Consider the following 23,152-nt stretch of genomic DNA (forward strand, 5'->3'; position numbering starts at 1 on the left):
TCCACATCAGCCAAACCTCACCTTTGCCAAATCGGCAACCCGTTACAACCGCTCCATAAGAGCCGTTCCTGTATCACTACACGTTGCAGCTAGCGACAACCTTGTCCACACTTAATGCTGAACGTCTTACGATCTGCGGGTCTGTCTGCATCAGCAGCTTCGTTTCGTTCCCCCGAACCTGACCCATGGGATTGCCCTGGTATCGGGTGCACACGGTCGTTATCAACGACCCCGGCCGACTTCTGGCCGTGCACCTCATGCACACAGCCCTGTTAGCCGGCTGGGCCGGCTCCATGGCCCTCTACGAATTAGCCATCTTCGATCCTTCGGATCCCGTCCTCAACCCCATGTGGCGGCAAGGCATGTATGTCATGCCGTTCATGACCCGCTGCGGAATTACTGGCAGCTGGGGGGGCTGGAGCATCACCGGTGAAACCGGCGTTGATCCAGGCCTCTGGAGCTTCGAAGGTGTTGCTGCCGCTCACATCGTCTTCAGTGGCCTTTTAATGCTGGCCGCGATCTGGCATTGGACCTACTGGGATCTTGATCTTTGGCTAGATCCACGCACTAAAGAGCCTGCATTAGACCTGCCAAAAATCTTCGGCATCCACTTAACCCTTGCTGGGTTCCTTTGCTTCACATTTGGAGCCTTCCATCTCTCCGGCCTTTGGGGTCCTGGGATGTGGGTCTCTGATCCATATGGACTAACAGGTCATCTGGAGAATGTGGCGCCGGAATGGGGTGCTGCAGGATTCAACCCCTTCAGCCCAGGCGGCATTGTGGCTAACCATATTGCTGCTGGCCTTTTTGGATTCCTTGGTGGCCATTTCCAAATGCTCAACCGCCCACCAGAACGGCTCTACAAAGCCCTTCGAATGGGCAATATCGAAACAGTTCTAGCCAGTGGCTGCGCGGCTGTTTGCGCTATCGCCTTCATCGTTTCAGGAACGATGTGGTACGGATCTGCAGCAACGCCTGTTGAACTGTTTGGACCTACCCGTTATCAGTGGGACCAAAATTTCTACAGAACTGAAATCAACCGTCGTGTTCAGTCAGCCATGGATGACGGCGCTACTCAAGAGGCGGCTTATGCCGCTATCCCTGAGAAGCTTGCCTTCTACGACTACGTAGGTAACAGCCCTGCCAAGGGTGGTCTATTTAGAGTTGGCGCCATGGTGAATGGCGACGGCCTTGCTACTGGCTGGCTCGGCCACATCACTTTCAAAGACAAGGCAGGCAATGATCTGCAGGTACGTCGAATTCCCAATTTCTTCGAGAACTTCCCTGTATTACTCGAAGATCAGAACGGCGCCGTGCGTGCTGACATCCCCTTCCGCCGTGCTGAAGCAAAGAATTCCTTTGAACAGCAAGGCGTGACGGCAACCATCTATGGCGGTTCCATGGATGGAAAAACCTTCACTGATACCGCTGATGTGAAGCGTCTCGCTCGCAAGGCTCAACTTGGTGAGGCCTTTACATTCGACCGTGAGACCTATGCTTCAGATGGTGTTTTCCGAAGCTCACCTCGGGGCTGGTTCACCTTTGCTCACGTCAACTTTGCGCTCTTGTTCCTGTTCGGCCACTGGTGGCATGCAGCTAGGACCTTGTACCGCGACGTGTTTGCCGGTATCGATCCTGACCTTGGCGACCAGGTTGAATTCGGTGTTTTCCAAAAGTTGGGCGACTCTTCTACTCGTCGCGTTCCAGGGCAAACTTAAGCCCTCCACAGGAGCTACACCTTCAGCTGATCGACCCTACGGAGACTCTCAATGGATGCTTTTGCTTACACCCTCTTAATGACCCTGGTGGTTGCCACACTGTTCTTCGCGGTTGCATTCCGTGATCCGCCGAAAATCGGCAAAGACAGTGGCAAATAAAACGCCAATCTCTTCAAAGCCCCGCTTCGGCGGGGCTTTTTTTTCTCTTTAAGCACTTCTGCTGCCAATCTCGTTGATCCAAATAATCATGCAGTCTCATTGCCTCGCAAAGGATTTACAGCACTAACGCCTGAGAATGCAGATCAACAGGTCCTTCTCAAGGCTCGAATTACTGTCTAGACTTAGTTCACTACCTTTGGAGTCTTACGGGCATGCAATGCCCCTCCTGCCAAAACACTGATAGTCGGGTACTTGAATCCCGCGCTGCTGATGCCGGGCGAAGTGTAAGAAGGCGCCGTGAATGCTTACATTGCGACTTTCGCTTCACTACCTACGAACGCGTCGAAACTGTGCCAATCACAGTTTTGAAGCGTAATGGCAATCGAGAGACTTTCAATCGCAGTAAAATCCTTAATGGCCTTACCTTGGCCTGTGAAAAAACCGGTCTCGAGCAAGACAGACTTGAGTCAGTGGTGAATGAGCTTGAACTGCAGCTCCAACAACGAAGTGGGCGTGAAGTTAATAGTGCTGAAATCGGTGAAATGATTTTGGACCAACTATCCGAAATGAGCGAGGTCGCTTACGTACGCTTTGCGTCGGTATATCGTCATTTCCGTGGAATTAATGATTTCGTAGCAGCACTTGAAGGCATTCATGCCAACAAAGAACAGCTCGCAGCCGTTCGCTGAGATTAAGAAGTCAATCTGTAGAGTGATCGATTAATTCCGAAAGGTCGGCGGGCCACTCGGATTTCCCTGCGCACTGCCATAAGGCAGACCGCCATCCAACAATGTCTGCGACTCCAACTGAACAAGTTCAGGACTCTGCTGCTGAAAGCTCTAGCAGCGAGCAGCTAATAGATACCGCTTCTGAGACAGCCGAAGCTGCTAAGCAAGCCTTGGCTGAAGAAGACCTGAGCATTCCAGAGGATGTCCCAACAGCCGACGACCCGAGCAGCCGGGCAGCCAAAAATGACCTGAGTGGAGCTGGATTCACCCTTGATGAATTTGCATCGCTACTGAGCAAGTACGACTACAACTTCAAGCCCGGTGACATTGTCAACGGCACGGTGTTTGCCCTTGAATCAAAGGGCGCAATGATCGACATTGGGGCCAAGACCGCAGCCTTCATGCCCCTTCAGGAAGTGTCGATCAATCGGGTCGAAGGACTCAGCGACGTCCTCCTACCCGGAGAGATCCGCGAGTTCTTCATCATGAGTGAGGAGAACGAAGACGGACAGCTCTCCCTTTCAATCCGCCGCATCGAATACCAACGTGCATGGGAACGGGTAAGACAGCTGCAAAAGGAAGATGCCACCATCTACTCCGAAGTATTTGCGACAAATCGCGGGGGTGCCCTGGTAAGGGTGGAAGGCCTGCGAGGATTCATCCCCGGATCACACATCAGCACCCGCAAACCAAAGGAAGAGCTTGTCGCTGACTTCCTACCTTTGAAATTCCTGGAAGTCGACGAAGAACGCAATCGCTTGGTACTGAGCCATCGCCGTGCTCTTGTTGAAAGGAAGATGAATCGCCTCGAGGTTGGCGAAGTCGTCATCGGCGCCGTTCGCGGCATCAAGCCCTACGGAGCCTTCATCGACATCGGTGGCGTGAGTGGCCTACTTCACATCTCCGAAATTAGTCACGAGCATATCGAGACCCCCCACTCGGTTCTCAACGTGAATGATCAGATGAAAGTCATGATCATCGATCTCGATGCGGAGAGAGGGCGAATTTCACTATCTACAAAGGCCCTTGAACCCGAACCCGGAGACATGCTCACCGATCCCCAGAAGGTCTTTGACAAAGCTGAAGAAATGGCCGCCCGTTACAAGCAGATGCTGCTCGAGCAGGCCGAGGAAGGCGAAGATTCAGAAGTTGTCCCCCTCGACTAATCCTGACAGTTAGCCCATGCCTCAACTGTTGCTGAGGGGGACGCCCATCGGCAAGATCCAAGGGGTGCTGTTCGACAAGGATGGCACCCTTTGCCATAGCGAACCCCACCTTCTCACTCTGGCGAAGGGAAGAATCGAACAAGCCATTCTTAGCTTTCACGGGGGGAATGCCAGCCTCAGTGAGATTTCCAAAATTCAGGAGCTTCTCTCTGCTGCCTATGGACTCAACGCTGAAGGACTCGATCCAGGCGGAACCATCGCCGTAGCGTCAAGGCATCACAACCTAATCTCCACAGCAACGGTGTTCTGTCTGCTCGGAGAAGGCTGGCCACAGGCTCTTGCTCTGGCCAATGAAGTGTTCGCAGCTGTGGATGCTCTTGAGAATGAAGTGCCCTGCCTAGCAACAACCAGAACTCTGCTACCAGGTGCCCTTTCGCTCTTGGAATCGCTGCGACAACAAGGGGTGATCTGCGCCGTGATTAGCAATGACAGCGCCTCAGGGATTGAAACCTTCCTGAACCAAAACAATCTTCATGACACGGTGACCGAACTCTGGAGCGCTGAGCATCAACCAGCTAAGCCCAATCCAAATGCCGTCAAAAGACTGTGCCATTTAATGGGATTAGCCCCGGCCCAGTGCGCCCTCATTGGTGATGCCGATTCCGATTTACAGATGGCTCGCCAGGCTGGTATAGGTCTCAGCCTTGGTTACATGGCCGGCTGGAATCAACCGCCAACATTAACGAACTACCACCACCTCATCCACCACTGGAATGATCTAGTCGTCAAGGCAGACCCTAAAGTTACGCATAACTTCAGTTCTCCATGAGCCGTTACGTCTTCACCTCTGAGTCCGTCACAGAAGGGCATCCCGACAAGATCTGTGATCAAGTGAGTGATGCCGTTCTCGACGCCCTACTCGCTCAAGACCCCAGCAGCCGAGTGGCCTGTGAAACAGTTGTCAATACAGGGCTCTGCCTCATCACAGGCGAAGTGACCTCAAACTCCCAGGTTGATTTCATCCATCTAGTTAGAGACGTGATTCGCGAGATTGGCTATAGCGGTGCTCGTGCAGGTGGGTTTGATGCCACGAGTTGCGCCGTGCTCGTTGCCCTGGATCAACAATCACCAGACATCGCCCAAGGGGTTAATGAAGCCGACGACCATTCAGGTGATCCTCTTGACAAGGTGGGAGCCGGAGACCAAGGGATCATGTTTGGCTACGCCTGCGACGACACCCCTGAGCTGATGCCCCTACCCATCAGCCTCGCCCATCGCCTTGCCCGTCAACTCGCTGCAGTCCGTCATGACGGGTCTCTGAACTACTTGCTACCTGATGGGAAGACCCAAGTCAGTGTGGTCTACGAAAACGACCGTCCTGTCGCGATCGACACGATTGTGATCTCAACTCAACACACCTCGGAGGTAGAGGGCATCTCGGATGAGAATGGAATCCGTGAGCGGATCACTCAAGACCTCTGGACCCATGTCGTAGACCCAGCGACTGCTGACCTCCCCCTCAAACCCAATCGTGAGGCGACCCGCTTTTTAGTCAATCCAACCGGTAAGTTTGTGGTCGGAGGCCCACAGGGGGATGCTGGCCTTACTGGCCGAAAGATCATCGTAGATACCTACGGCGGCTATGCCCGCCATGGTGGGGGAGCCTTTTCCGGCAAAGACCCAACCAAAGTGGACCGTTCTGCCGCCTACGCCGCACGATTTGTGGCCAAGTGTCTTGTAGCAGCAGGCCTCGCTCAACGTGCAGAGGTGCAACTCAGCTATGCAATTGGCGTGGCTAAACCTGTCTCGATCCTCGTCGAATCTTTTGGCACCGGAAAATTGACAAATGACGAACTTACAGCCTTGGTGCAGGAACATTTTGACCTGCGACCTGGTGCCATCATCGAGCAATTCAAGCTGCGACAGCTGCCTCAGCAACGCGGAGGACGCTTCTACCAAGACACTGCTGCCTATGGCCACTTCGGCCGCCCTGATCTAAATCTTCCCTGGGAAGACGTTACGGACAAGGCCTCCACCCTGCTTCAGGCAGAGGCCCAGCAACAAAAGCAGGGAAGTAGCCTCTAGATACCCCATGCCTAACTCGTCCCTGGCGCTCGGCATCGACCTTGGCACCAGCGGCGTACGCCTTGCCGTTCTCAACGAGCAAGGACAGCTGATCCACACAGGCACAGCGGACTATCCAAAAGGGCTTGAGATTCCTGAAGACTGGCAAACCTGCTGCACAGAGCTGATTCGGGCTTTGCCCACCAACCTGCGGCTGTCCCTGAGGGCAATAGCCGTGGATGGCACATCAGGAACTCTGCTGGCCTGCGACCGCACTGGGAAAGCCCTTAGTAGAGCCCTTCCATACCATCTGAGCTGCCCAGAACAAAGGCAAGCACTCATCTCCCTTGTATCCCATGAAGAACCAGCCTCAAGTGTGAGCAGCAGCCTGGCAAGGGCTCTACGACTGATCAGCAAACATGACGACACCGTTCTGCTACGCCATCAAGCGGACTGGATCAGCGGCTGGTTGCTAGGCAATTGGTGCTGGGGAGAAGAAGGCAACAACCTGCGCTTAGGCTGGGATTTGATCAATCAAGCCTGGCCTGCCAGCTTTGCCGAAACAGCCTGGCGGGCAGCACTTCCTGAGATCGTAAGCAGCGGCAAAATATTGGGTTGTGTGTCACCTGAGCAGACCCAAAGCCTTTGCCTACCGAAACAACTCCTCGTAGTAGCAGGAACAACCGACGCCAATGCTGCTGTTTTAACAGCTAATCCAGGTCCCGACGACGGCATCACCGTGCTGGGTAGCACCCTTGTACTGAAACGTTTTACAGAAGGTCCCCTCCGGGGTGCTGGCATCACCAACCATCGAGTTGGCGGACGATGGCTGTGCGGCGGAGCCTCCAATGCAGGTGGCAACGTCCTTCGACAACTGTTCAGTGATGCCGAGCTGAAAGAGTTAAGCCGTCAGATCAACCCAGAGTTCGACAGTGGTCTAATGCTGCGCCCTCTTCCCGGCCCCGGCGAACGCTTCCCAATTGACGATCCCACACTCGAACCACAGCTGGCTCCAAGACCTGTGAGCGATTCCCTCTACCTCCATGGCCTGCTGGAAGGCCTCGCACACATCGAATTCCAAGGCTGGCAACGTCTCAAAGAACTTGGCGCCCCCCCTCCCAAGCAAGTGATCAGCCTGGGAGGGGGGGCCCGCAATCCCCAATGGCGTCGATTAAGAGAACGGATCCTTGGCGTACCTATCAAGACTTGCACCAACCCACCAGCTGCCGGAGTAGCCCGTCTTGCTTTGAAAGCGATCTCTCCACAACACAACTTGGTTAGTACCAAGCAAGAATCGAATCACCAGCTCTGAATGGTGCCAACGAAATGACACAACCACATTCTGACTGGACTTTTTGTCATGAAGATGAGTTCAATGGGCTTCAATTTGATCAAACTACAGACAATCCCTTCTTTAGCAGCGCTTTGACTAACTCCTATTGGTAAGAGCTAACTGCAGTCTCTCCAATTTCTAATCTCAACATTTCCAACACCACTGCTGATGAGCTCCGACCCCCTCACCCCTGATGTCAGTAAACGCATCTGTAGGCACATGAATGACGACCATGCCGACGCTGTTATTAATTATGCGCGTTACTACGGAGGAATTAAAGATCCCCAAACAGCCAAGATGATTTTAATCACCTCGGAAACGATGGAACTTGAAGTGGATGGGGACGTCTTAGAAATCAAGTTCGACCACACCCTTACCGATAGTGAAGATGCCCATCACACTCTGGTGGCCATGCTGAAAGCCATGCCGAAATCATCCTGCTGAGATTGCCTCACAAGAGAGCCCTGCCATAAGAGCGAGGGGAATCCTTGTTTCAGAAGCTGAACTGAATTGCTTGCATCAATAATTCGAGCAGGTCATGACCTGCTCATGCAACCCCAGTGCCCTATCTGCAGGGCAACGATTACCTCAGAGGCCGAGTCTTCAAAGCCTTGCCCGAACTGTTGCATGAAACTCGATCTACCAGCCGATGGGTTAATAGGCCTCAGTCCCCTGAACTGGCGGGCTCTGGGTTGGTACGAAGGGCATCTCCGCCGACTGTTGTTGAATCTGCGTCGCGATCGAACGCTCTCATCGATACATGCCTTAGCAAAACTGCTGACCCCGCTCGTACCCATCAACGCTGTACTGGTACCGATCCCAAGCTGGAAAAACCTAAGACGAGCAAATCCTTTACCCCAGCTTCTGGCCAGTGGCCTATGCCGTCCCTGCCATGGCCTCTTACGCCGCCGCCATGCAACCGTGGGACAACACCATCTCGACCGACAGCTACGCCAGCGAAATCAAATTCATTCATTCGAGGCGGTGCCAGGCCTGATCAACAACGCAACTGACTGGTCATTTCATCGGGTTTGGATTGTGGATGACATCCTCACCACCGGTGCCACAGCTCAAGCAGCCAAAAGTTGCTTGCAAAATCTTGGCATTACTGTAGGCGGTGTGATCTGCCTAGCCAAAACTCCTAAACATCAACCCTCTAAATATTCACAACCATGATCTTCATGTTCAAGCGTGCTTGAAATAATATTTAAGGATGAGTTTTTTGCTGACAGTTCAAGACCATTGCACCCCTAGGCAAATCATCGAGCTGAAAACACTGATAGCCATTTTGATCGCTAATTACTTTTAGATCATTCAAGCGTTTATTCATTTTCGATTTGCGCCCAGATGCTGCCAAATAAAACTGCTCTGGTGAATTACCTTGTGTCAGTCGAGAGAGCAAATCATCCTTATCTCCCCAGGGCTTCTGATTAGACTTGAGAGAACCTGCCGCGACCAGCATCTGATCGCTTGCATTGAAAAGTATAGAACGGTCTGCATAACGCCAAGACTCATCCGCAAGCCGCAAAGATACAGATCGAAAATCAGAGCGTTCTCGCCGAAACTCACCTTGGGGGGGATTGATATCAACAAAGGCAGCATGCCAGTAATGCAATACCACCATTGTCAGAATCACCAATGCGAACCATTCACCTCGATAACGAAGCGACCAATCCGCTGCTGCCGCTGCCAAGGCTGGCACCAACACAGGAACCAAAACAACAAAATAGCGAGAAAATGCAATTGGCTTTAGATAAGACAACCCCATAACTATGAGTACCAAAACACACCCCCCCCATATGCCACTGCGATCTAACAGCTGATTCAAACCTGAACGAGCATCAGCATCTAAAACTTCCATAAACCTCTTCCGATGCCCCCAACTGTTTAGGGCCAAGATCAGCAAGATCAAACCACCCAGCTTCCAAAATGGATACACACCCAATGCCCGAATCAACGTATTGCTAAGCAAAGAAAACTCTGGTGGAGCAATCCAACGATTGGTGGAAGGATTAAAAAGATGTCCCGAGGAATAGATAATCCAAAGCGAACTGGGAACAATTCCGATGAACGCAGCAAATACCAGTGACCAACGTCGACGCAACCCATCCCAAAACAACAGAGCACAAATAAGTCCAAAACCGTAGTAATGGGTGAGGCTGGCTAGGGCGACTGCAAGTCCATAGGCAATGATTAGCGTTGGCCTAAAAGATGCACGGTCAAGAATTAGGCGGCGTATCAAAAGAGCCAACGCCAGCATGGCTACCAACAGGGCATAACCTTTACCCTCAATTGAAAAGCGCACAGGGAAAGGTGTGCAGAAAGCCAACAGAGCAGCAAAAGCAACCGCTCGAGCACGGCACCGAGCCAATCCGGCAGCCTGGGTGATCATGAGAATTCCTCCAACCAAATAGGCCAACCAGGAGAAAAGACGCAGGCTGATCGCGCTTTGCCCAACGGACTGTCCCCAGCCCCAGAGCATCAAGTAATAGAGGGGAGGGTGTGAGTCGGTTTTCAGATAATCAAAGATAAAAAGAACTGAAGGCTGAAATGCCTTGATCACAGTGCGCAGCTCATCACCCCAAAGACTAGAGCGATCGATCAGGCACAAGGCTTTGATAGCAAAAAGCAAGCTCACAATCATCGCCAGGGAGAAGAGAGCAGCTCTTAAGTTCAGATGGCCTTTGACTGCACGCTGAAGCATCATGATCATCGCCCTCAAGGCTCGATTCAGTTTGCCCCAAAGCAAGATCCCCCAGCCCAGCGGCCGAAGGGCATCATTTCATCGCCACCCTGGCAATGGTTAGCCTCACCCTGTGATCTAAGATTCCGAGGTCGCGAAGGCGACGAGCCGGGATAGCTCAGTTGGTAGAGCAGGCGACTGAAAATCGCCGTGTCCCCAGTTCAAATCTGGGTCCTGGCATCAATTTAAGATGCCCAATACCGTGTCTTTCTCTCCGTCCAACGAAAAGAGCGACCGCCTGTTCAATAATGCAGACAATTTTGCGATGATATTTGATGAGGCCTGGAAAAACTATCAGTCTAAAAAAGGAGAGAATAAACTTAGTCAGGAGACGAAACTAAATCTAGTCCTAGATACGATCAAGGACCATCCATTCCTATTGGGGTCACCATCCATTGCCAAAGAAGTGGCTCAATTTCGCATCCGACTTCTTGATCTAATCTAAATAATAGATCAGGCTGAAAGCAGATTTGTTTGCGCATCCTCCAAGCAATGAGTGTCGCCAACATCACCGTCAATAATCCCATCCCCATTCTCAATACCCTGATCAACATTCCCCTCTGCTTGGAAAGCTTCTGTCGCCAAATCAAAGACTTGGGCTGATTAACTATTCTCAGGCTTAACCTCTTAAAGGATCTGACCTTCTAATGAAATGGAGTGAATGACATTGAAAGAAGTTCATCGGTCTGGATCAACATCTAAAAGCCCCTGTAGAGGCCTGACGCGCTCCTGACTATCAACAAGGAGCGACTTAGTGACTTCCTGGCAACCATCATCTATCAAGGATTGACTACTCTCAAGTCTTGCGACCCTTTCTTCGAGCTGAACTAACCTCAAGACCAAGGCCTTACTCAACTGACTAAACCCATGTAGTTGCTTACCAAGCAACTTCTCAAAAGAGGCCTGGTTTTCACTGAACGTCATCAGATATTTCCTCCCAGAAAGAGTCTTGCCGATGGTATCGGTGCCAAGCTGACTGTCCATCTCAGAAGGTTCAACGAGGCAAGATTGCCACGTGACATCTTCTTCAATGCAATCTAAATGCCAAGAAGACCTGGCCATGAAACCAACACAAGGCTGACTGCAGATCAACGGAATCGAGACCATTGATCGCGATGATCAACACAAAACCCAAAAGCACCATTACGGATCAAGCTGCGATCGGTGCAAATTCGAGCGATATCTCGATTGATCAAAAAAAGTTTGGTCGACTGGGCTCGTTCACTACTCCAAAAGGGGTCATAAAGAAGCCATCAATGACTCCCGTTTGCAATGAGCCTCTCTACTGAAGCCAGGATGTATACCTTGCTACAGCATGAGCAAGGTAAATCCGAACTAAAGACTGAAACCATCTCTGGAGTTTTCAGGATTGACATCAAGCCTGAAAACCTCCGCCTTTGGCAAAAGACCCTCCAGAGACACTCCGAACCCTGCAACCTCCTGTTCGCCTGCGAAAGCAACCAAGCAAAACTATCTGAAACCCATTTGACATGGGTTGTCGGCTCGGCCATCCGAGCAAATCGACAGCCCAAGCCATGCAGTCGAACTTCTTGAGACCCTAGGAATCCAAAACAAACTGGCTGAGGTGGCCAAAGAACAATGCCCAGGCCTCGGGAAAGACTTCACCTGGGCCTTCTATCTCGAAAGACATGGATGGCTAACAGCTTCACAAGTACTTACCACTACTCAAATCTTGTCGATCGGACAAATTAATCCTCCAAGCTGAGCCAAGCACCCAAGATCAACACCAACTTTGCGGATTCGGGCAGGATTTCAAAACTCGTCAAAGCGGAAAACGTGCTCAGTCTTCCATCCACAGATGAGCGGCCTAAAGAGTACGCAAGCTTCTAGGTCTGTTTGCCCACAAAAAACATTGGATCCTGGCGAGATAAAAAGCCATCTTTAGCCATAAAAAGGGATGTAGAGCTTCTAGAGCTTCTTGATGAAACTATTCGAGCACTACAAATATGAAATCAACAAGATGGCCACCATGAGCTCATAAAACCAGTCAATGGCCCCTCAGCGGCATCCTGTCAGACAGGCCTTGAGTATTTCTACTCAGAAATCTCCCAATTGGTCTTCTTCTCTCCCTTACTGGCGACTGACGAGGATGAATCTATAGGTTGATGGCCTTACATCCAAGCCGAAAAAATCATGAAACCCTGCAAACTGAAAACAATTAAAGATTTTGTCTTCCACCTCATAGGAAGACACGTCTTGCTTGTTTATCATGGGATAAGGAAGTTGATTTCCCTGCAAACCATTGAGCTGTCGACAGGGCTAGAGCCTAAACTTTCCATCACCGTCTTTCCCCATGCCTCTGTTTCGCCCCCCTTCAAGTGAACAACCGGGTGATCAATCTGCCCAGACCCCCTCAGGGAAAGAAATTCCCATGGCGATGTCGATGATGGTTGACTCCATGGTACGCATGATTCAAAAAGCCAGCGGCAATCAGCCAAGTATTAAAAACGAAGAATCAAACGAATCTCTTGATGAACATTGAGAAGTTCGTTGCTCAAAGTGAAGGCATATGGCGGTCAATGCGAAGTAGCCATTCATTAGCCTTCCAACAATTTGAGGAAGTACTAAGCGAGATTCGCATCCAAAAGGTCAATAGCGAAGAGCCGGAAGTTGTCCAACTCCTAAAATCCAAGACAAGTTTCAACAGAATGCCCGTATCGCCGTTCAAAATGGAATGGCAAGCTGAAAGTGACTGGGAGCCAAATGTAAAATCAGAGGTCGCATCTGGCTCATGCCTTTTAATACCTATCCCAAAAACTCATGAGAAAGGGGTGATATTGAGAAGTATGGGCTACGCAGAAGCTGAAAAAGCTGTCTCAAATTACCAATTCCTATCAGACGGGACTTGCCTGCTGGTGACCAAATATGGACAGTCCATTGCTGAAGAGAGAATCTGGTTTGTTTCCAAACACATTCGTTGCCGAGCATCTGTTATACGAACATCAGAAGGCTCAGGCGTCCTGCAAACATCTTTTGCCTCGGAAGTACGCAGGCTAAAAAACTAAAGTGGCAACAAAAAAAGATGCATCAGAGTTCATTACTACGTTTCGCCAAAACATTAGCTGCTCACTACAGCAACAAGGCTCAGGCTCAGAAAAATCCAATCAACTTTGCTAGAATCAATATCTACTTTAGACCACTATTATGGGATATATTTCAAGGGCCTGGATATTATTCAGAGCAAAGTTATGACTATGATCCCTGGCGTCCTTATCGTCAGGGCGTGCATAAATTAATAGCAAGCAAAGAAGCATTCATATTGGAGAATTATAGTTTGCAAGAGCCTAAGCGCATGGCTGGCGCAGGTTTTTATCCTGACCTGCTCAATCACCTATGCGCTGATACGCTTGTCCCGCGACGCGGTTGCGCTATGCACTTCAAGGAAGTAAAGCCAAACCATTATCGTGGACAAGTTGAACCTGGTAACTATTGCCTAGTTCCTCGCAACAACACAATGACTTATCTGGTCAGCGAGGTGGAGTTTGATGAAAAAACTTGGATTAGTCGTGATCGCGGATTTGACCCCAAAACACATCAACAGCTCTGGGGATCAAAGCACGGTCCCCTTTACTTCCAACGTATTATCAATCTAGGTGATCATCTTAACGAAAGCTGGTTGCGCAATACATCACAATGAGCTAACACATCCAAAACATCTTGATTTGTGGTGAGTCTGAAATGGCAATAGGGAGAAATCCCATTGCAAATCAATGCTTCTATCAACTGCCTATGGACTCACATCGTGCTTTCCAGGCCACTAAGCCATTGACGTTTTTTAGCTTGCAAAAACCAGAGACTGTCGAACACTTCGGGGAAAGAGGCCGAGGGAATTCATAGGCGCAATGTCTTTACAGTTGATCAGTAAGATAATAATAAAGCAAGTACAAAATCTCTAATTAATACTACTGTCGAAGATTCAAGAGCACGGCAACTTAGCAAAGCAGAATAATACCCTTAACTTGCAGGAGGAGAAGCCCCGATATGATTCATCTCAAGACTATTCGCTTTAGCACGAACAAAGCGATGTGGGTCCTCCTTATTGCTAGAAATATTTTCTAACAATGCACCCCATCCTTCTAGATGAAGTAAAGGCTCAATAGCCAATAATGCTGCATAGCGACAGGCCCAGTAAGGAGACTTCTCTGGGTTCAGCCATTGAGACAAATGAGAGCAAGCAATTTCGGGGCTATAGTGCATCAGCGTAAGGATGGAAGCCGGTTTAAATTTAATAAAGTCAGGCCAACGCCTATCAAGTGCAAAGAAACAGAAATCCTGAATTTTCTGTTGTGCTTTTTCAGGCCAATCTGTAATACATCTAAAGAGAATCATAAAGAAATAGATCGCGCCATAATCCTTCTTGGCTCTTTCCCAGCATTTCAACAACAAAGGCCAAAGCTCTTTTGGATTGCGACTACGCAAGGTCTGAACAGCAAGATAACAGCGGCTGAAGTCAGTCCCGAATAGTTCCTCTATCAGGAAGGAGTCTGTAGGAGATTCGTCATAACGATGCACAAGGTCAAGATCATCTGGGTCATCACGCATCAGCGCATCCAAAACAACCAACAGATCAAGATCATTCTGCTGCCCCACCTCTTCAGGCCAAAGAGAATTTAATGCCCGCATTCGAAAGGTCGGAGACACGGGTGCCCTTAAAGTGGCCTTAAGTAAGCCAAACTCACCTGCATCTATAACATCCTGAATTGCAAGATGCCGGTCCACCTGAACAGGAAGGGCCAGATGCAACTCCAGCTCCAGCAAACGATCTCTGTGCCCGCAAAGCCTAAACATTGCAGCAAGAGCAGCCCCACGAACCCCAGGCGTAGCATCATCCTGCAAAGACTTAATTCTTGGTGCCGCTGAAACCACCCCAAGACAAGCCAGACTCTGAATCAACACGCGCCGATGCTGCTTTCGATCATCTAGCAAAGACATCATGACTTGATGTAGATCAGGGTCCTGACAATCCAACTCTTGTAGTGCCCAAGCAGAAATCTCCACCAAATATGGATCACTGCTTGTAAGGCAGCGACCAATGGCAGGAATTGCAGCGATACATCGAAGACGAGCTAAGCCCTCAACGGCCTTTTTACGGGCAATCACAACAGGCAATTCAGAGGATTCTGACTCAACCAGGCGCAACAAGGCTCGTTCCGTCAAGGGTCCAGGGAATTTGCTTAGGTGAAAGGCTGCCTTGTAGTAATCACTGGCCAACTCCAACTTATTGATAGGAGTACAAAGAATTTTGAGTGCCTCTTCCTGACTGAGAGATGGAAGATTGTCGAATGGGCTCTTCAGCTCTTTCACTAGATCAGAATATGAACGAGGAGCAAGGCCGAAAGGTTGGCCAAGTCATTACTCTGGAACACTGCATTCCTATCTCAGTCATCTTTTAAGAAATATAAGGCAATCGCAAACTCTGCTGTTTTGCAAAAGATACTGATATCACATTAGAGGCATGCCTCCTGAATGAAACTGGAATAGAAAAATATCGCTACAAACTGATAATGAATCCGAGAGTCAATAGAGGCAACAGTCATTGAAATATCTAATGAACAAATTGACACTTATAATCTTGCCAAGACTCTCCAAGCCTCTCAATCAATCGTTCTCTCCCATAGCCTCAGTGCTGATTACGGAGGGACTCTTTGCGCCTGACAGGGAAGCGAAATGTTCCTCCCAATTCAGCATGGGGGAAAACTAGCCTGATTTCAGCAAGCACAATGTGATAGATGCGTCGACTGAAGATGCATTGATTAGAGAGGTGCCAACATCATAATGCAATTTACAGGTGAATTGATGAGTTTATATTGCTGACTGCTCAGGGGTAGGAGTCTCTGGTGAGACTAGAACAATAGCTTCAACACTGGTTGACTGATTCAACCAGAAAAGCTTACTGCTATCTCTTTTCCCCAATATGACGAAGCAGAGAAATAACCAATCATGCCCAGGAATCCACAAATAGCTGCTAAAAGAATGATTAGCCAAAGAGCCAAACAGTAAGTTCAAAACCCCGGAAGCAAAAATCTATGCGCTGATTTAGGCAAAGAGGTGTTATCGACTTATCCATTCCTTTTCGGCAAAGAAATCTACCATCATCTACTTAATGCAAATGCCGCACTATTGACTGCCCAATTGAACTCACTTTTGCCGAGCCAACATATTACTAGCTCTAGCCATATTATTACTGACTTATGAATCGCTCACGCGGCTCAGTCTCAACCAAAGAAGCTATTTCCGCCCAGCGCACTATAACCTGTAGCTTTTGATTCATCCATATGAGTCATATTGATCAACAATAAAGCATGTTCTGAGATAGAAAGCCTGTGGGAATAAGCAAGGAATTCCATTCCATGGAAATAGAACGGCGGGCTAAAACTGTTGGCACATTGAGTAATCTACAATCTGGAAAGCACTCGAGACTTGCAGAAGCATTGGTAATAGCCTTAAAAACAAAACCAGCTTTCAAGCATCTAACAAGGGAATTGGAGTGCCTCAATAATCAATGTTGACTCTGAGAGATGAAGCGACACTGCATAGCTTGCCGTTGCTTAACTAATCTATTACATCGACAATTCAATCACCCTAGAAAGGGAAACTCTCAAAGCTTCAGATCAATGGCCTCAAAGACCCTTTTGGCTTATCTCACGATCCTGGGGCTGTTCTAGTTAATAGCAATTATTAAGCTATTGGAATCTACAATCTTCTGAATACCAAAACTTCACTGCTCAGGAAACAAGCTAAACACAATCCCAAGCTCCTTTCAAGGCCCAATAGGTATCACAATGACGCTGACCATGCCTTGAACAAAGACATGGCAGCCAACCTTCACAATGCAATTAGGATGAAAAGGAGTTTCGATAACTTCAACATTAAAGAAACGCAGCGAGAAGCTTCGGCCAGGATCCTGCCTAGAAAAATCCCAAGAGAGTAAAGACACAATTTATAATTAAAGCCAAAATCCTGCACCATTCACAAACGACATCATGGTCTCGTTGTTATCCCCTTAGCTTCTATGAGGCAGGCTTGCATAAGGGCCTGAACCATGAGAACAGTGGATCTCTCGACTCTAGTGATTCCCTTGCTCACATCGATAATGCATGCATTATCAAGTCGATAACATTGACAAAGGAGCACCCCTTCAGCATCAATCCTGACGAGACGTTGCTGAATGAAGGAGAAGCCGCTGAACTGGCCGATGAGTTAAAGGCTCTGCTCAGACGTGGAGACACACCGAAAGCCGATACAGAGCAGATCCAGCGCATGGTGTCTGGTCTTGGCGATCATCGAGGCTTGCTAAGACGTACCTTTGCAGAAAGTCTCGGGGTCGTAGGCAAGGCCGCGGTGCCGGCACTTTGTGAGGCCCTACAAAATCATTCCAGTGCCACGGTGAGGCGCGCCGCCGCAAAGACCCTGAAGTTAGTGGGCGATCCAAGCACCTTGCCAAATCTCCTCGAGGCCCTTCTCAACGATCCAGATCCTGTCGTTCAGGGATCAGCGGCAGGGGCCATGGCGATTTTTGGTGCAGATGCAGTAGAGCTCCTGCTAGAGGTACTCATCAATCCCAACAGCACAGCAATGCAACGTGGATTCGCCTGCTGGGGGCTGGCCTTTGTGGGAGCTCAAGCACCTGATGCTCTTCGCAATGCAGCCCAATCCGACCATGCAGAAATTAGAGCGGCAGCCATCGCCGGCCTGGGAGAGCAAATACAAGCCTTGGGTGATACGGATGCTCGAGAGCTTCTCCTAGGAGCTTTAGTTGACCCTGCAAGCGATGTGCGGGCTGAAGCAACCATATTGCTTGGCAAGCTACACGAACCATCCTGGGCACAGCCAATGTTATTGGCCAGGCTCGATGATTTACACCCTCAAGTCCGAAAGAATGCAGCCTTATCTCTAATGAAACTGAAGGCAACAGAAGCGCTCAATGAACTGCTTGCGAGAAAGTCTGCAGAACAAGATGAAAGCGTCAATAGGATTTTGCAGCTCGCAATTGATCAGCTTTCGAGCGAAGATCCAAAACACCATAATGATGAAAGCTAGTCATTATTGAGAGCTGGGATTGCCTGCATTACGTTGCTCCAATGTATTGAGAGCATCAATCACGCTCCCTCGCAACAAATCATCAATTAAATCGTCCGCCTGAAGCTCTTTCAAGCAAGCTTCAGCTGCAGGATCATCAACTTCCCCAAGAGCAGTTACTGCAATAGCGGCCCGCAAGATATTCTTACTTTTGCAACTCTCTAGCAGAAGTGGAAGCCCCTGCTTGCCGAGAAGAGATAGAAGCGGAACCACTGTAAGTATCAACTCAGGGATATCATCATGTAGAGCCAATTCGACAACCTCCATGGCCTCCTTTGGAAAGGCTTCACCAGGGGACTTAGCTGCCACTTGCACAAAAGCCTTGAGACAACTTGTGCGAACTATTCTGTTCTCACTGGCATGAAATATCTGCGCCAAAGGGAGCAAGGAACGTCTACCAAATACACCAAGGGCTTTTACAGATGATCTTCTAAGTCCAATATCCCCCTGATGCAAGTTTGCCAGCAGCCTAGGCATTGACTCCTCAGGCCAGTAGCGAGCCATTCTCAAATAAGCTTCTTCTTTGATTTGGGGATTTGGATGAGCAAAGTCATCAAATAAATCCTCAAGATCAGGCTTGCAGTTCTCATCCTTGCTCATGTATGTAGGCTCAGCACATCTAAAGTCACTAGCGACAAGAGTAATTCAGAAGAGCTGGATGGAGATCTTCAAATCAAATAGATTCCCAATACTTTTAAAGACAACGCCAACCAACCCAAAAAACAAGATGCAAAGACCTTCAGAGGCAGCCGCCTAAAGGCATTGAGGTTCAGGAGAGAGCATTAATCAGGTAGTTAAGAAGGTCCTTAAACTCGTTGGCAGCTTGCTCATCCATATCACGAGGAACACATACACGCTCACGGATGTAGCTAAAGGCCTCGATATATGCAGAAGTAGGGATACCAAGTGTGCGAAACACTTCTCGAACACCGGCAATACCCCACTCATCAAGAGGTCCAGTGCTACCGGCTATCAAGCAGTAGTTAATCAGGCGCAAGTAGTGGTTGATATCTCTTGCACACTTGTCCCTAGTTGCAATGTCATACTTACCGTCGCTGTAAACAGCTTTAAGTGCATCAGCAGTCACATTGTCTATGCCAGAAGCCAGCTTTTCAGCGGCTTCCATGCGGGCAGCAGCACGATCGAAGGATGCCTTAACAGCTTTAAGGTCGCTTATATCAGGGAAACGACCTGCTGCATCTGCTGCAGTGATCACTGTTGTGACAGCAGATTTCATCGTGTGATTCCTTCTATGGAAATGTGATGCCTAACTTGGAGAAGCGCACGAATGATTCAGCTCAAAGAACTGATCACACGATCAAAATAGGAAGCAGCTTCTGCGGCAATGCCCTGGCAGTCTGAACCGTTACCAGAGATGCCCTGGAAAGCGGAGGGACCAGAATTTGTATCAGTAATGATAGCGACAGTAGCGGCCTTCATGATCTCAACAGCACGAACTGCGTTCTTGATAGGCACGCCCAGCGCGTCGTAGGTCTCTTTAAGACCATTGAGGCAACGATCATCCAGAACAGATGCATCACCAGCCAAGAGGGCGTAGCTGACATAGCGGAGGATGATCTCTCCATCGCGCAAGCAAGCAGCCATGCGGCGAGTGGGATAGCAATTACCTCCAGGCTGGGTCATGCCTGTGTTCTCGCAAACCATGCCGCTCACAGCATCCGCTGCAATACAAGAAATGTGCTGCGCGATTGCATTGGTGGCATCGATTCGAATGTTGGCATCCGCAACGTGTTGACGAAGAGAAGCCAAATCGGCACTGCCGAGGCAAGCCCCTTTGGCATCAGCACCTACTACAGCGCGAGAGAATGCGTCAAGCATTGGCAAGCCAGACAGGACTGGGGGTTAGGGAGCTTCTGAACCATTAAGGGAAGACTCCAAAAGCTAGATGGCGATTACCACTTGCAGATAAACCTCTTAATGAGCGTGACGCCTTAAGAAGCCTGCATTACAGCGGCAAGACCTTTGCGCTAATGGGATTTGCCCCCTTGATTGGGCTGAAGACGAACATAAGCGTAAGCCTCCATACCGAAACCCAGCCAATCAGCAAGCAATCACGCAACGGTTCGTCACTGAAGCATCGACACAGCCAAGAAACACTGCTTGATCAAACTTTTGGGCTTCAGGCACTCAACAGACGCCAAGCCAACAAGAGCAGAAGAAAGCCATGCAAGGCTTCATTGAGTTGCGTTGATCATTTCTCGCAATGCTCGATGATGACCGCCTATACAGGGGTTCTCTTGCTTGAGATGATGCTTAAATATTCAAGTCTAGGATTAAAGATGAGTTATTAAATCCAATGCCTGAAGCCACACGAGCAGAGCTGCAGGAGACCATTGGGGATTTAAACGCCTATCGCAAGCGATTACGAAATGAAATTATTTCGATTGGGCAAAAGCTAAGGATGCCTCAACAAAAGATCGACGCCTCATTAGCCGAACATACCGAATTGCAGCGAATCGACTTGATTCTCACTGAGCTCGTCGCACAGCGTGATCAGGATTAGTCCAGCGTCATTGCCGTTGCATCCTCTTCAAGTGCGAATCCTTCTTTTAAGGTCTTACTGAAACTGCCATTTAGCCTCCTAGGGTCAATCAAGACATCCGACTTCAAGCACCTTGGCGGTAGCCCTTGCGAGCCAACTGAGAGAAGGCACCAAGGCAGCCCACACGATGGCCGAGAACACTGGTTTCGTGAGCTGTTTCCTTAAGGGCGTGGTTGATCAGTCCAGTTATCGCATCCTGGTGGCTGATCTCTATTTCGTGTACTCCGCATTGGAAGCAGAAATCGGCAAGCTGCGTGAGCAAAAGCATCCGGTGGTGGCGCCTGTGGGTTTCCCCGAGCTCAATCGCTGCGAGGCCTTAGAACAAGATTTGATTTTTTATTTCGGGAGCGACTGGAGCAATCTGGCCAAGGCGACGCTGGCTGCTGAGGAGTATGTGGCCCGCATTCACAAGTTGGCTCAGGAGTCGCCTGAGTTGCTGGTGGCTCATCACTACACCCGCTATCTCGGTGACCTTTCAGGCGGTCAGATTCTCAAGACCATCGCCCAGAAGGCCATGAAGCTAGAGGGTAATGACGGCGTGCGCTTTTATATCTTTGATGACATTGCAGACACCAAAGCGTTCAAGACTCAGTACAGCGCCACCCTTGATAGTCTGCCGATCGATCAGCAGACTGCCGAACGCATGGTCGCAGAGGCAAATATGGCCTTTCACTGCAATATGGCCATGTTCAAGGAGTTGGAAGGCAACCTGGTTGCGGCAATTGGAAAGGTCCTGTTTGGATTCCTCACCCGCCGTCAGCGAGGAGGCAGCACCGAGGATGCGGTGGCCTGAGAAGAAAGCAAGAGGTTGACGGAGAATCAACACCTTCAACTGGTCAACACTTTCAACCTGGATGAGGATGAAATGCTTGCGATCACCAGTCCCTTCAAGACCACTCTGGAGACCGAACGATCTGGATTTGTGATTGGCCTATTCATCAAACGTGCCATGAAGCATCAAGCCACTGATATTGAAAAAATCTTCAACTCAGCCCAAAGAAGTGAGGGGTCACATTTAGATGTTTGACCCATTACTTGAGAAACTGCACTCCAGTATCCGAATACAAGGCGGAGAACGTGCAGCAGTTCCTGATGGTCTTAGTGAATGTCGAAACGAGAAAAAAAACAGCTTGATTCGAAGTTGGCTTTGGCAGGTACCAGGGTTCCGTCGCTGGAGGGTCTCGCGACTCGATGCAGGGGAAAGCCTTCAGGTCCTCAACTCAGTGGCCTATCCGGACTACAACATTGATCAGCCATTGATGGGATTGGACCTGTTGTGGTTTGGGAAGAGACAAAAACTAGTAGCGATCCTTGACTTCCAACCCCTGATTCAAGATCAGTCCTACTTAGAGCGCCACTTCCAGGGACTCAAAGCCCTCCAAAATCGTTTCCCTGAAATGAATGGAGAGGAAACGATGCGTTTGTTCGATCCCAATCAATACTTCTCCCCCTGGTTACTTTTCTGCAGAGGCGGCGCCGAAAAAGCCACCAACTCCTTACCTGAAGCGTTCAACGCTTTCCTGCACTGTTACTGGGAGCTTCACCAACAAAACAGCGATAAAGCCTCCCTAATTCCGGCGGCCGAAGTCAAACAACTGCAGATCGCTTATGACATTTACAGCGCTGAGCGGGATCCAGCCCACGGCTTGTTTACCAGTCATTTCGGCAAGGCATGGTCTGATCGCTTCCTACACGAATTCCTGTTTCCTGCCAGCACTAAGCCGGATTCATCTCCTCCGGCAGACGCAGACTATGACCCAGCTCGATGAACCCCTTACGCCTAAGCAGCCTTGATCCAGTCACGATGCCCGAATGGCGATGGGCGCCGTTCCTCTGCCATGCCATCAACGCTTTAATACCACTGAAGCCTGAGCCATACCCAGTGGCTCCAGAGTTCCTGCAAAGAGAAGGGAATACAGGCTCCAAATCTCAACCCATCAAGGTGTCAACATGCACCTGGGCTTGCAGAACCAAAAAGTTCAGACAGGTGCGCGCCGCGTGCGTGGAAGCCGGCAGTTCAGCCTCGGTATTGAATTTCGTGATAAACCCCTATCACACCTTCGATCTTCCCTTCTTCGGTGCAGACTTAGTAACACTTCCATCTGGGCACCTATTAGCACTGGACTTACAGCCAGCAATCACAAATGACGAACGCCATACCAAACAAGTCTGGGAACGACTGATCCCAATCTTTGAACACTGGAGAGTTCGCCTCCCTGAGGGAGGGCCGATACCAGAAGAAGCTAAGCCTTACTTTTCACCAGGTTTTCTCTGGACTCGCCTACCCCTGGGCAGTAAAGGAAAACAGCTGATCGATGAAGTCATCATGCCGGCATTTAGAGACTACCTAAACCTTTACTTAGATCTTGTCGAAATAGCAGAGGAGGTCTCCCCTCAACGTGCCGTCAAGCTGCTGGAAGGTCAGAAGCGATACATGAGCTACAGAGCGAAAAAGGATCCAGCAAGAGCCATGTTGGCACGCTTCCACGGCAGCCAATGGACCGAGTCTTATATCCATAACGTTCTTTTTGACCTCTAAGAGCTCTCTGACCAAGACCCTCCAAAGTTTCAGATAAAC

General features: G+C 49.6%; 27 protein-coding genes and 1 tRNA gene. 20 read left to right on the forward strand and 8 right to left on the reverse strand.

All coding sequences use genetic code 11. The annotated features are described in order from the left end of the window. Nucleotides 1-185 precede the first annotated feature (185 nt). From psbB to EV12_RS01570, 9 genes are all read left to right on the forward strand, one after another. Nucleotides 186-1,718: a photosystem II chlorophyll-binding protein CP47 gene (gene psbB / locus EV12_RS01530; RefSeq protein WP_036911159.1), complete on the forward strand. Its 1,533-nt coding sequence runs from the start codon at nucleotides 186-188 to the stop codon at nucleotides 1,716-1,718. Nucleotides 1,719-1,769: 51 nt separating this feature from the next. Continuing rightward, nucleotides 1,770-1,877, forward strand: a complete 108-nt coding sequence (locus EV12_RS01535) for a photosystem II reaction center protein T (protein ID WP_011131033.1) — start codon at nucleotides 1,770-1,772, stop codon at nucleotides 1,875-1,877. A gap of 212 nt (nucleotides 1,878-2,089) precedes the next feature. Further along, on the forward strand, nucleotides 2,090-2,566 hold the full coding sequence (gene nrdR, locus EV12_RS01540) for a transcriptional regulator NrdR (RefSeq protein WP_036911162.1): 477 nt from the start codon (nucleotides 2,090-2,092) through the stop codon (nucleotides 2,564-2,566). A gap of 101 nt (nucleotides 2,567-2,667) precedes the next feature. After that, entirely contained in the window at nucleotides 2,668-3,771 is a 1,104-nt protein-coding gene (locus tag EV12_RS01545; protein WP_036911164.1) for a 30S ribosomal protein S1, read from the forward strand. A gap of 16 nt (nucleotides 3,772-3,787) precedes the next feature. Continuing rightward, the gene (locus EV12_RS01550) at nucleotides 3,788-4,600 is read left to right on the forward strand and encodes an HAD family hydrolase (RefSeq protein ID WP_036911166.1); all 813 of its coding nucleotides are present in this window, start codon (nucleotides 3,788-3,790) and stop codon (nucleotides 4,598-4,600) included. After that, nucleotides 4,597-5,856, forward strand: coding sequence for a methionine adenosyltransferase (gene metK, locus EV12_RS01555; RefSeq protein WP_036911168.1), 1,260 nt, complete (start codon nucleotides 4,597-4,599; stop codon nucleotides 5,854-5,856). The genes EV12_RS01550 and metK overlap by 4 nt, the downstream gene beginning before the upstream one ends. Before the next feature lie 7 nt (nucleotides 5,857-5,863). Beyond that, on the forward strand, nucleotides 5,864-7,147 hold the full coding sequence (locus tag EV12_RS01560) for an FGGY-family carbohydrate kinase (RefSeq protein ID WP_036911170.1): 1,284 nt from the start codon (nucleotides 5,864-5,866) through the stop codon (nucleotides 7,145-7,147). Nucleotides 7,148-7,336: 189 nt separating this feature from the next. After that, nucleotides 7,337-7,612, forward strand: a complete 276-nt coding sequence (locus EV12_RS01565) for a DUF2470 domain-containing protein (RefSeq protein ID WP_036911172.1) — start codon at nucleotides 7,337-7,339, stop codon at nucleotides 7,610-7,612. A gap of 183 nt (nucleotides 7,613-7,795) precedes the next feature. Continuing rightward, complete coding sequence (locus EV12_RS01570; RefSeq protein ID WP_241466523.1) at nucleotides 7,796-8,344, forward strand: ComF family protein; 549 nt, start codon at nucleotides 7,796-7,798, stop codon at nucleotides 8,342-8,344. 31 nt (nucleotides 8,345-8,375) lie between these two features. Here the strand turns inward: EV12_RS01570 and EV12_RS01575 are convergent, their stop codons facing one another. After that, nucleotides 8,376-9,917 (reverse strand): glycosyltransferase family 39 protein, encoded by a 1,542-nt coding sequence (locus tag EV12_RS01575; RefSeq protein WP_052039502.1) that lies wholly within the window; start codon nucleotides 9,915-9,917, stop codon nucleotides 8,376-8,378. A 101-nt stretch (nucleotides 9,918-10,018) separates the two neighbouring features. Here EV12_RS01575 and EV12_RS01580 point away from each other — a divergent pair. Next, nucleotides 10,019-10,091, forward strand: a tRNA-Phe gene (locus EV12_RS01580). Nucleotides 10,092-10,364: 273 nt separating this feature from the next. Here EV12_RS01580 and EV12_RS14735 read toward each other — a convergent pair. Both EV12_RS14735 and EV12_RS01590 read right to left on the reverse strand, forming a co-directional pair. After that, nucleotides 10,365-10,496, reverse strand: coding sequence for a hypothetical protein (locus tag EV12_RS14735; protein WP_275040942.1), 132 nt, complete (start codon nucleotides 10,494-10,496; stop codon nucleotides 10,365-10,367). Between the two features lie 93 nt (nucleotides 10,497-10,589). After that, nucleotides 10,590-10,895, reverse strand: a complete 306-nt coding sequence (locus tag EV12_RS01590) for a hypothetical protein (protein WP_152562342.1) — start codon at nucleotides 10,893-10,895, stop codon at nucleotides 10,590-10,592. 288 nt (nucleotides 10,896-11,183) lie between these two features. Between EV12_RS01590 and EV12_RS13540 the strand changes: the two genes are divergently transcribed. The 4 genes from EV12_RS13540 (at nucleotide 11,184) to EV12_RS01615 (ending at nucleotide 13,569) form a co-directional block, all read left to right on the forward strand. Further along, nucleotides 11,184-11,465, forward strand: a complete 282-nt coding sequence (locus EV12_RS13540; protein WP_152562341.1) for a hypothetical protein — start codon at nucleotides 11,184-11,186, stop codon at nucleotides 11,463-11,465. Between the two features lie 760 nt (nucleotides 11,466-12,225). After that, the gene (locus EV12_RS01605) at nucleotides 12,226-12,414 is read left to right on the forward strand and encodes a hypothetical protein (RefSeq protein ID WP_036911180.1); all 189 of its coding nucleotides are present in this window, start codon (nucleotides 12,226-12,228) and stop codon (nucleotides 12,412-12,414) included. Then, the gene (locus EV12_RS01610) at nucleotides 12,404-12,937 is read left to right on the forward strand and encodes a phycobiliprotein lyase (protein WP_036911183.1); all 534 of its coding nucleotides are present in this window, start codon (nucleotides 12,404-12,406) and stop codon (nucleotides 12,935-12,937) included. Before EV12_RS01605 ends, EV12_RS01610 begins: the two co-directional genes overlap by 11 nt. Before the next feature lie 17 nt (nucleotides 12,938-12,954). Further along, nucleotides 12,955-13,569, forward strand: a complete 615-nt coding sequence (locus tag EV12_RS01615) for a chromophore lyase CpcT/CpeT (protein ID WP_036911185.1) — start codon at nucleotides 12,955-12,957, stop codon at nucleotides 13,567-13,569. A 317-nt stretch (nucleotides 13,570-13,886) separates the two neighbouring features. On the opposite strand, the gene EV12_RS01620 is transcribed toward EV12_RS01615, so the two are convergent. Both EV12_RS01620 and EV12_RS14740 read right to left on the reverse strand, forming a co-directional pair. Beyond that, complete coding sequence (locus tag EV12_RS01620) at nucleotides 13,887-15,236, reverse strand: HEAT repeat domain-containing protein (protein WP_036911187.1); 1,350 nt, start codon at nucleotides 15,234-15,236, stop codon at nucleotides 13,887-13,889. A 911-nt stretch (nucleotides 15,237-16,147) separates the two neighbouring features. Further along, nucleotides 16,148-16,279, reverse strand: coding sequence for a hypothetical protein (locus EV12_RS14740; protein ID WP_255327641.1), 132 nt, complete (start codon nucleotides 16,277-16,279; stop codon nucleotides 16,148-16,150). Between the two features lie 772 nt (nucleotides 16,280-17,051). On the opposite strand from EV12_RS14740, the gene EV12_RS01625 reads away from it, so the two are divergent. Beyond that, nucleotides 17,052-17,972 (forward strand): HEAT repeat domain-containing protein, encoded by a 921-nt coding sequence (locus EV12_RS01625; RefSeq protein WP_036911189.1) that lies wholly within the window; start codon nucleotides 17,052-17,054, stop codon nucleotides 17,970-17,972. Between the two features lie 3 nt (nucleotides 17,973-17,975). Here the strand turns inward: EV12_RS01625 and EV12_RS01630 are convergent, their stop codons facing one another. The 3 genes from EV12_RS01630 to EV12_RS01640 all read right to left on the reverse strand — a co-directional run bounded on the left by EV12_RS01630 (nucleotide 17,976) and on the right by EV12_RS01640 (nucleotide 19,850). Beyond that, the gene (locus EV12_RS01630) at nucleotides 17,976-18,611 is read right to left on the reverse strand and encodes a HEAT repeat domain-containing protein (RefSeq protein ID WP_036911191.1); all 636 of its coding nucleotides are present in this window, start codon (nucleotides 18,609-18,611) and stop codon (nucleotides 17,976-17,978) included. A 169-nt stretch (nucleotides 18,612-18,780) separates the two neighbouring features. After that, nucleotides 18,781-19,248, reverse strand: a complete 468-nt coding sequence (locus EV12_RS01635) for a bleomycin hydrolase (protein ID WP_036911193.1) — start codon at nucleotides 19,246-19,248, stop codon at nucleotides 18,781-18,783. 56 nt (nucleotides 19,249-19,304) lie between these two features. Beyond that, the gene (locus EV12_RS01640; RefSeq protein WP_036911195.1) at nucleotides 19,305-19,850 is read right to left on the reverse strand and encodes a bleomycin hydrolase; all 546 of its coding nucleotides are present in this window, start codon (nucleotides 19,848-19,850) and stop codon (nucleotides 19,305-19,307) included. 478 nt (nucleotides 19,851-20,328) lie between these two features. On the opposite strand from EV12_RS01640, the gene EV12_RS01650 reads away from it, so the two are divergent. From EV12_RS01650 to EV12_RS01670, 5 genes are all read left to right on the forward strand, one after another. After that, a complete protein-coding gene (locus tag EV12_RS01650; protein WP_036911199.1) occupies nucleotides 20,329-20,535 on the forward strand; it encodes a hypothetical protein in 207 nt (68 codons plus the stop codon). Between the two features lie 112 nt (nucleotides 20,536-20,647). Continuing rightward, nucleotides 20,648-21,367 carry a biliverdin-producing heme oxygenase gene (locus EV12_RS01655; protein ID WP_036911201.1) on the forward strand — a complete coding sequence of 240 codons (720 nt, stop codon included), beginning with the start codon at nucleotides 20,648-20,650 and terminating at the stop codon, nucleotides 21,365-21,367. A gap of 15 nt (nucleotides 21,368-21,382) precedes the next feature. Beyond that, on the forward strand, nucleotides 21,383-21,601 hold the full coding sequence (locus EV12_RS01660) for a hypothetical protein (RefSeq protein ID WP_036911203.1): 219 nt from the start codon (nucleotides 21,383-21,385) through the stop codon (nucleotides 21,599-21,601). Then, nucleotides 21,594-22,343 carry a 15,16-dihydrobiliverdin:ferredoxin oxidoreductase gene (locus EV12_RS01665; protein WP_036911205.1) on the forward strand — a complete coding sequence of 250 codons (750 nt, stop codon included), beginning with the start codon at nucleotides 21,594-21,596 and terminating at the stop codon, nucleotides 22,341-22,343. Before EV12_RS01660 ends, EV12_RS01665 begins: the two co-directional genes overlap by 8 nt. Further along, nucleotides 22,340-23,113, forward strand: a complete 774-nt coding sequence (locus EV12_RS01670) for a phycoerythrobilin:ferredoxin oxidoreductase (protein ID WP_036911207.1) — start codon at nucleotides 22,340-22,342, stop codon at nucleotides 23,111-23,113. The genes EV12_RS01665 and EV12_RS01670 overlap by 4 nt, the downstream gene beginning before the upstream one ends. Nucleotides 23,114-23,152: the final 39 nt, after the last annotated feature.

Source organism: Prochlorococcus sp. MIT 0701, assembly GCF_000760295.1.
Lineage (GTDB): Bacteria > Cyanobacteriota > Cyanobacteriia > PCC-6307 > Cyanobiaceae > Prochlorococcus.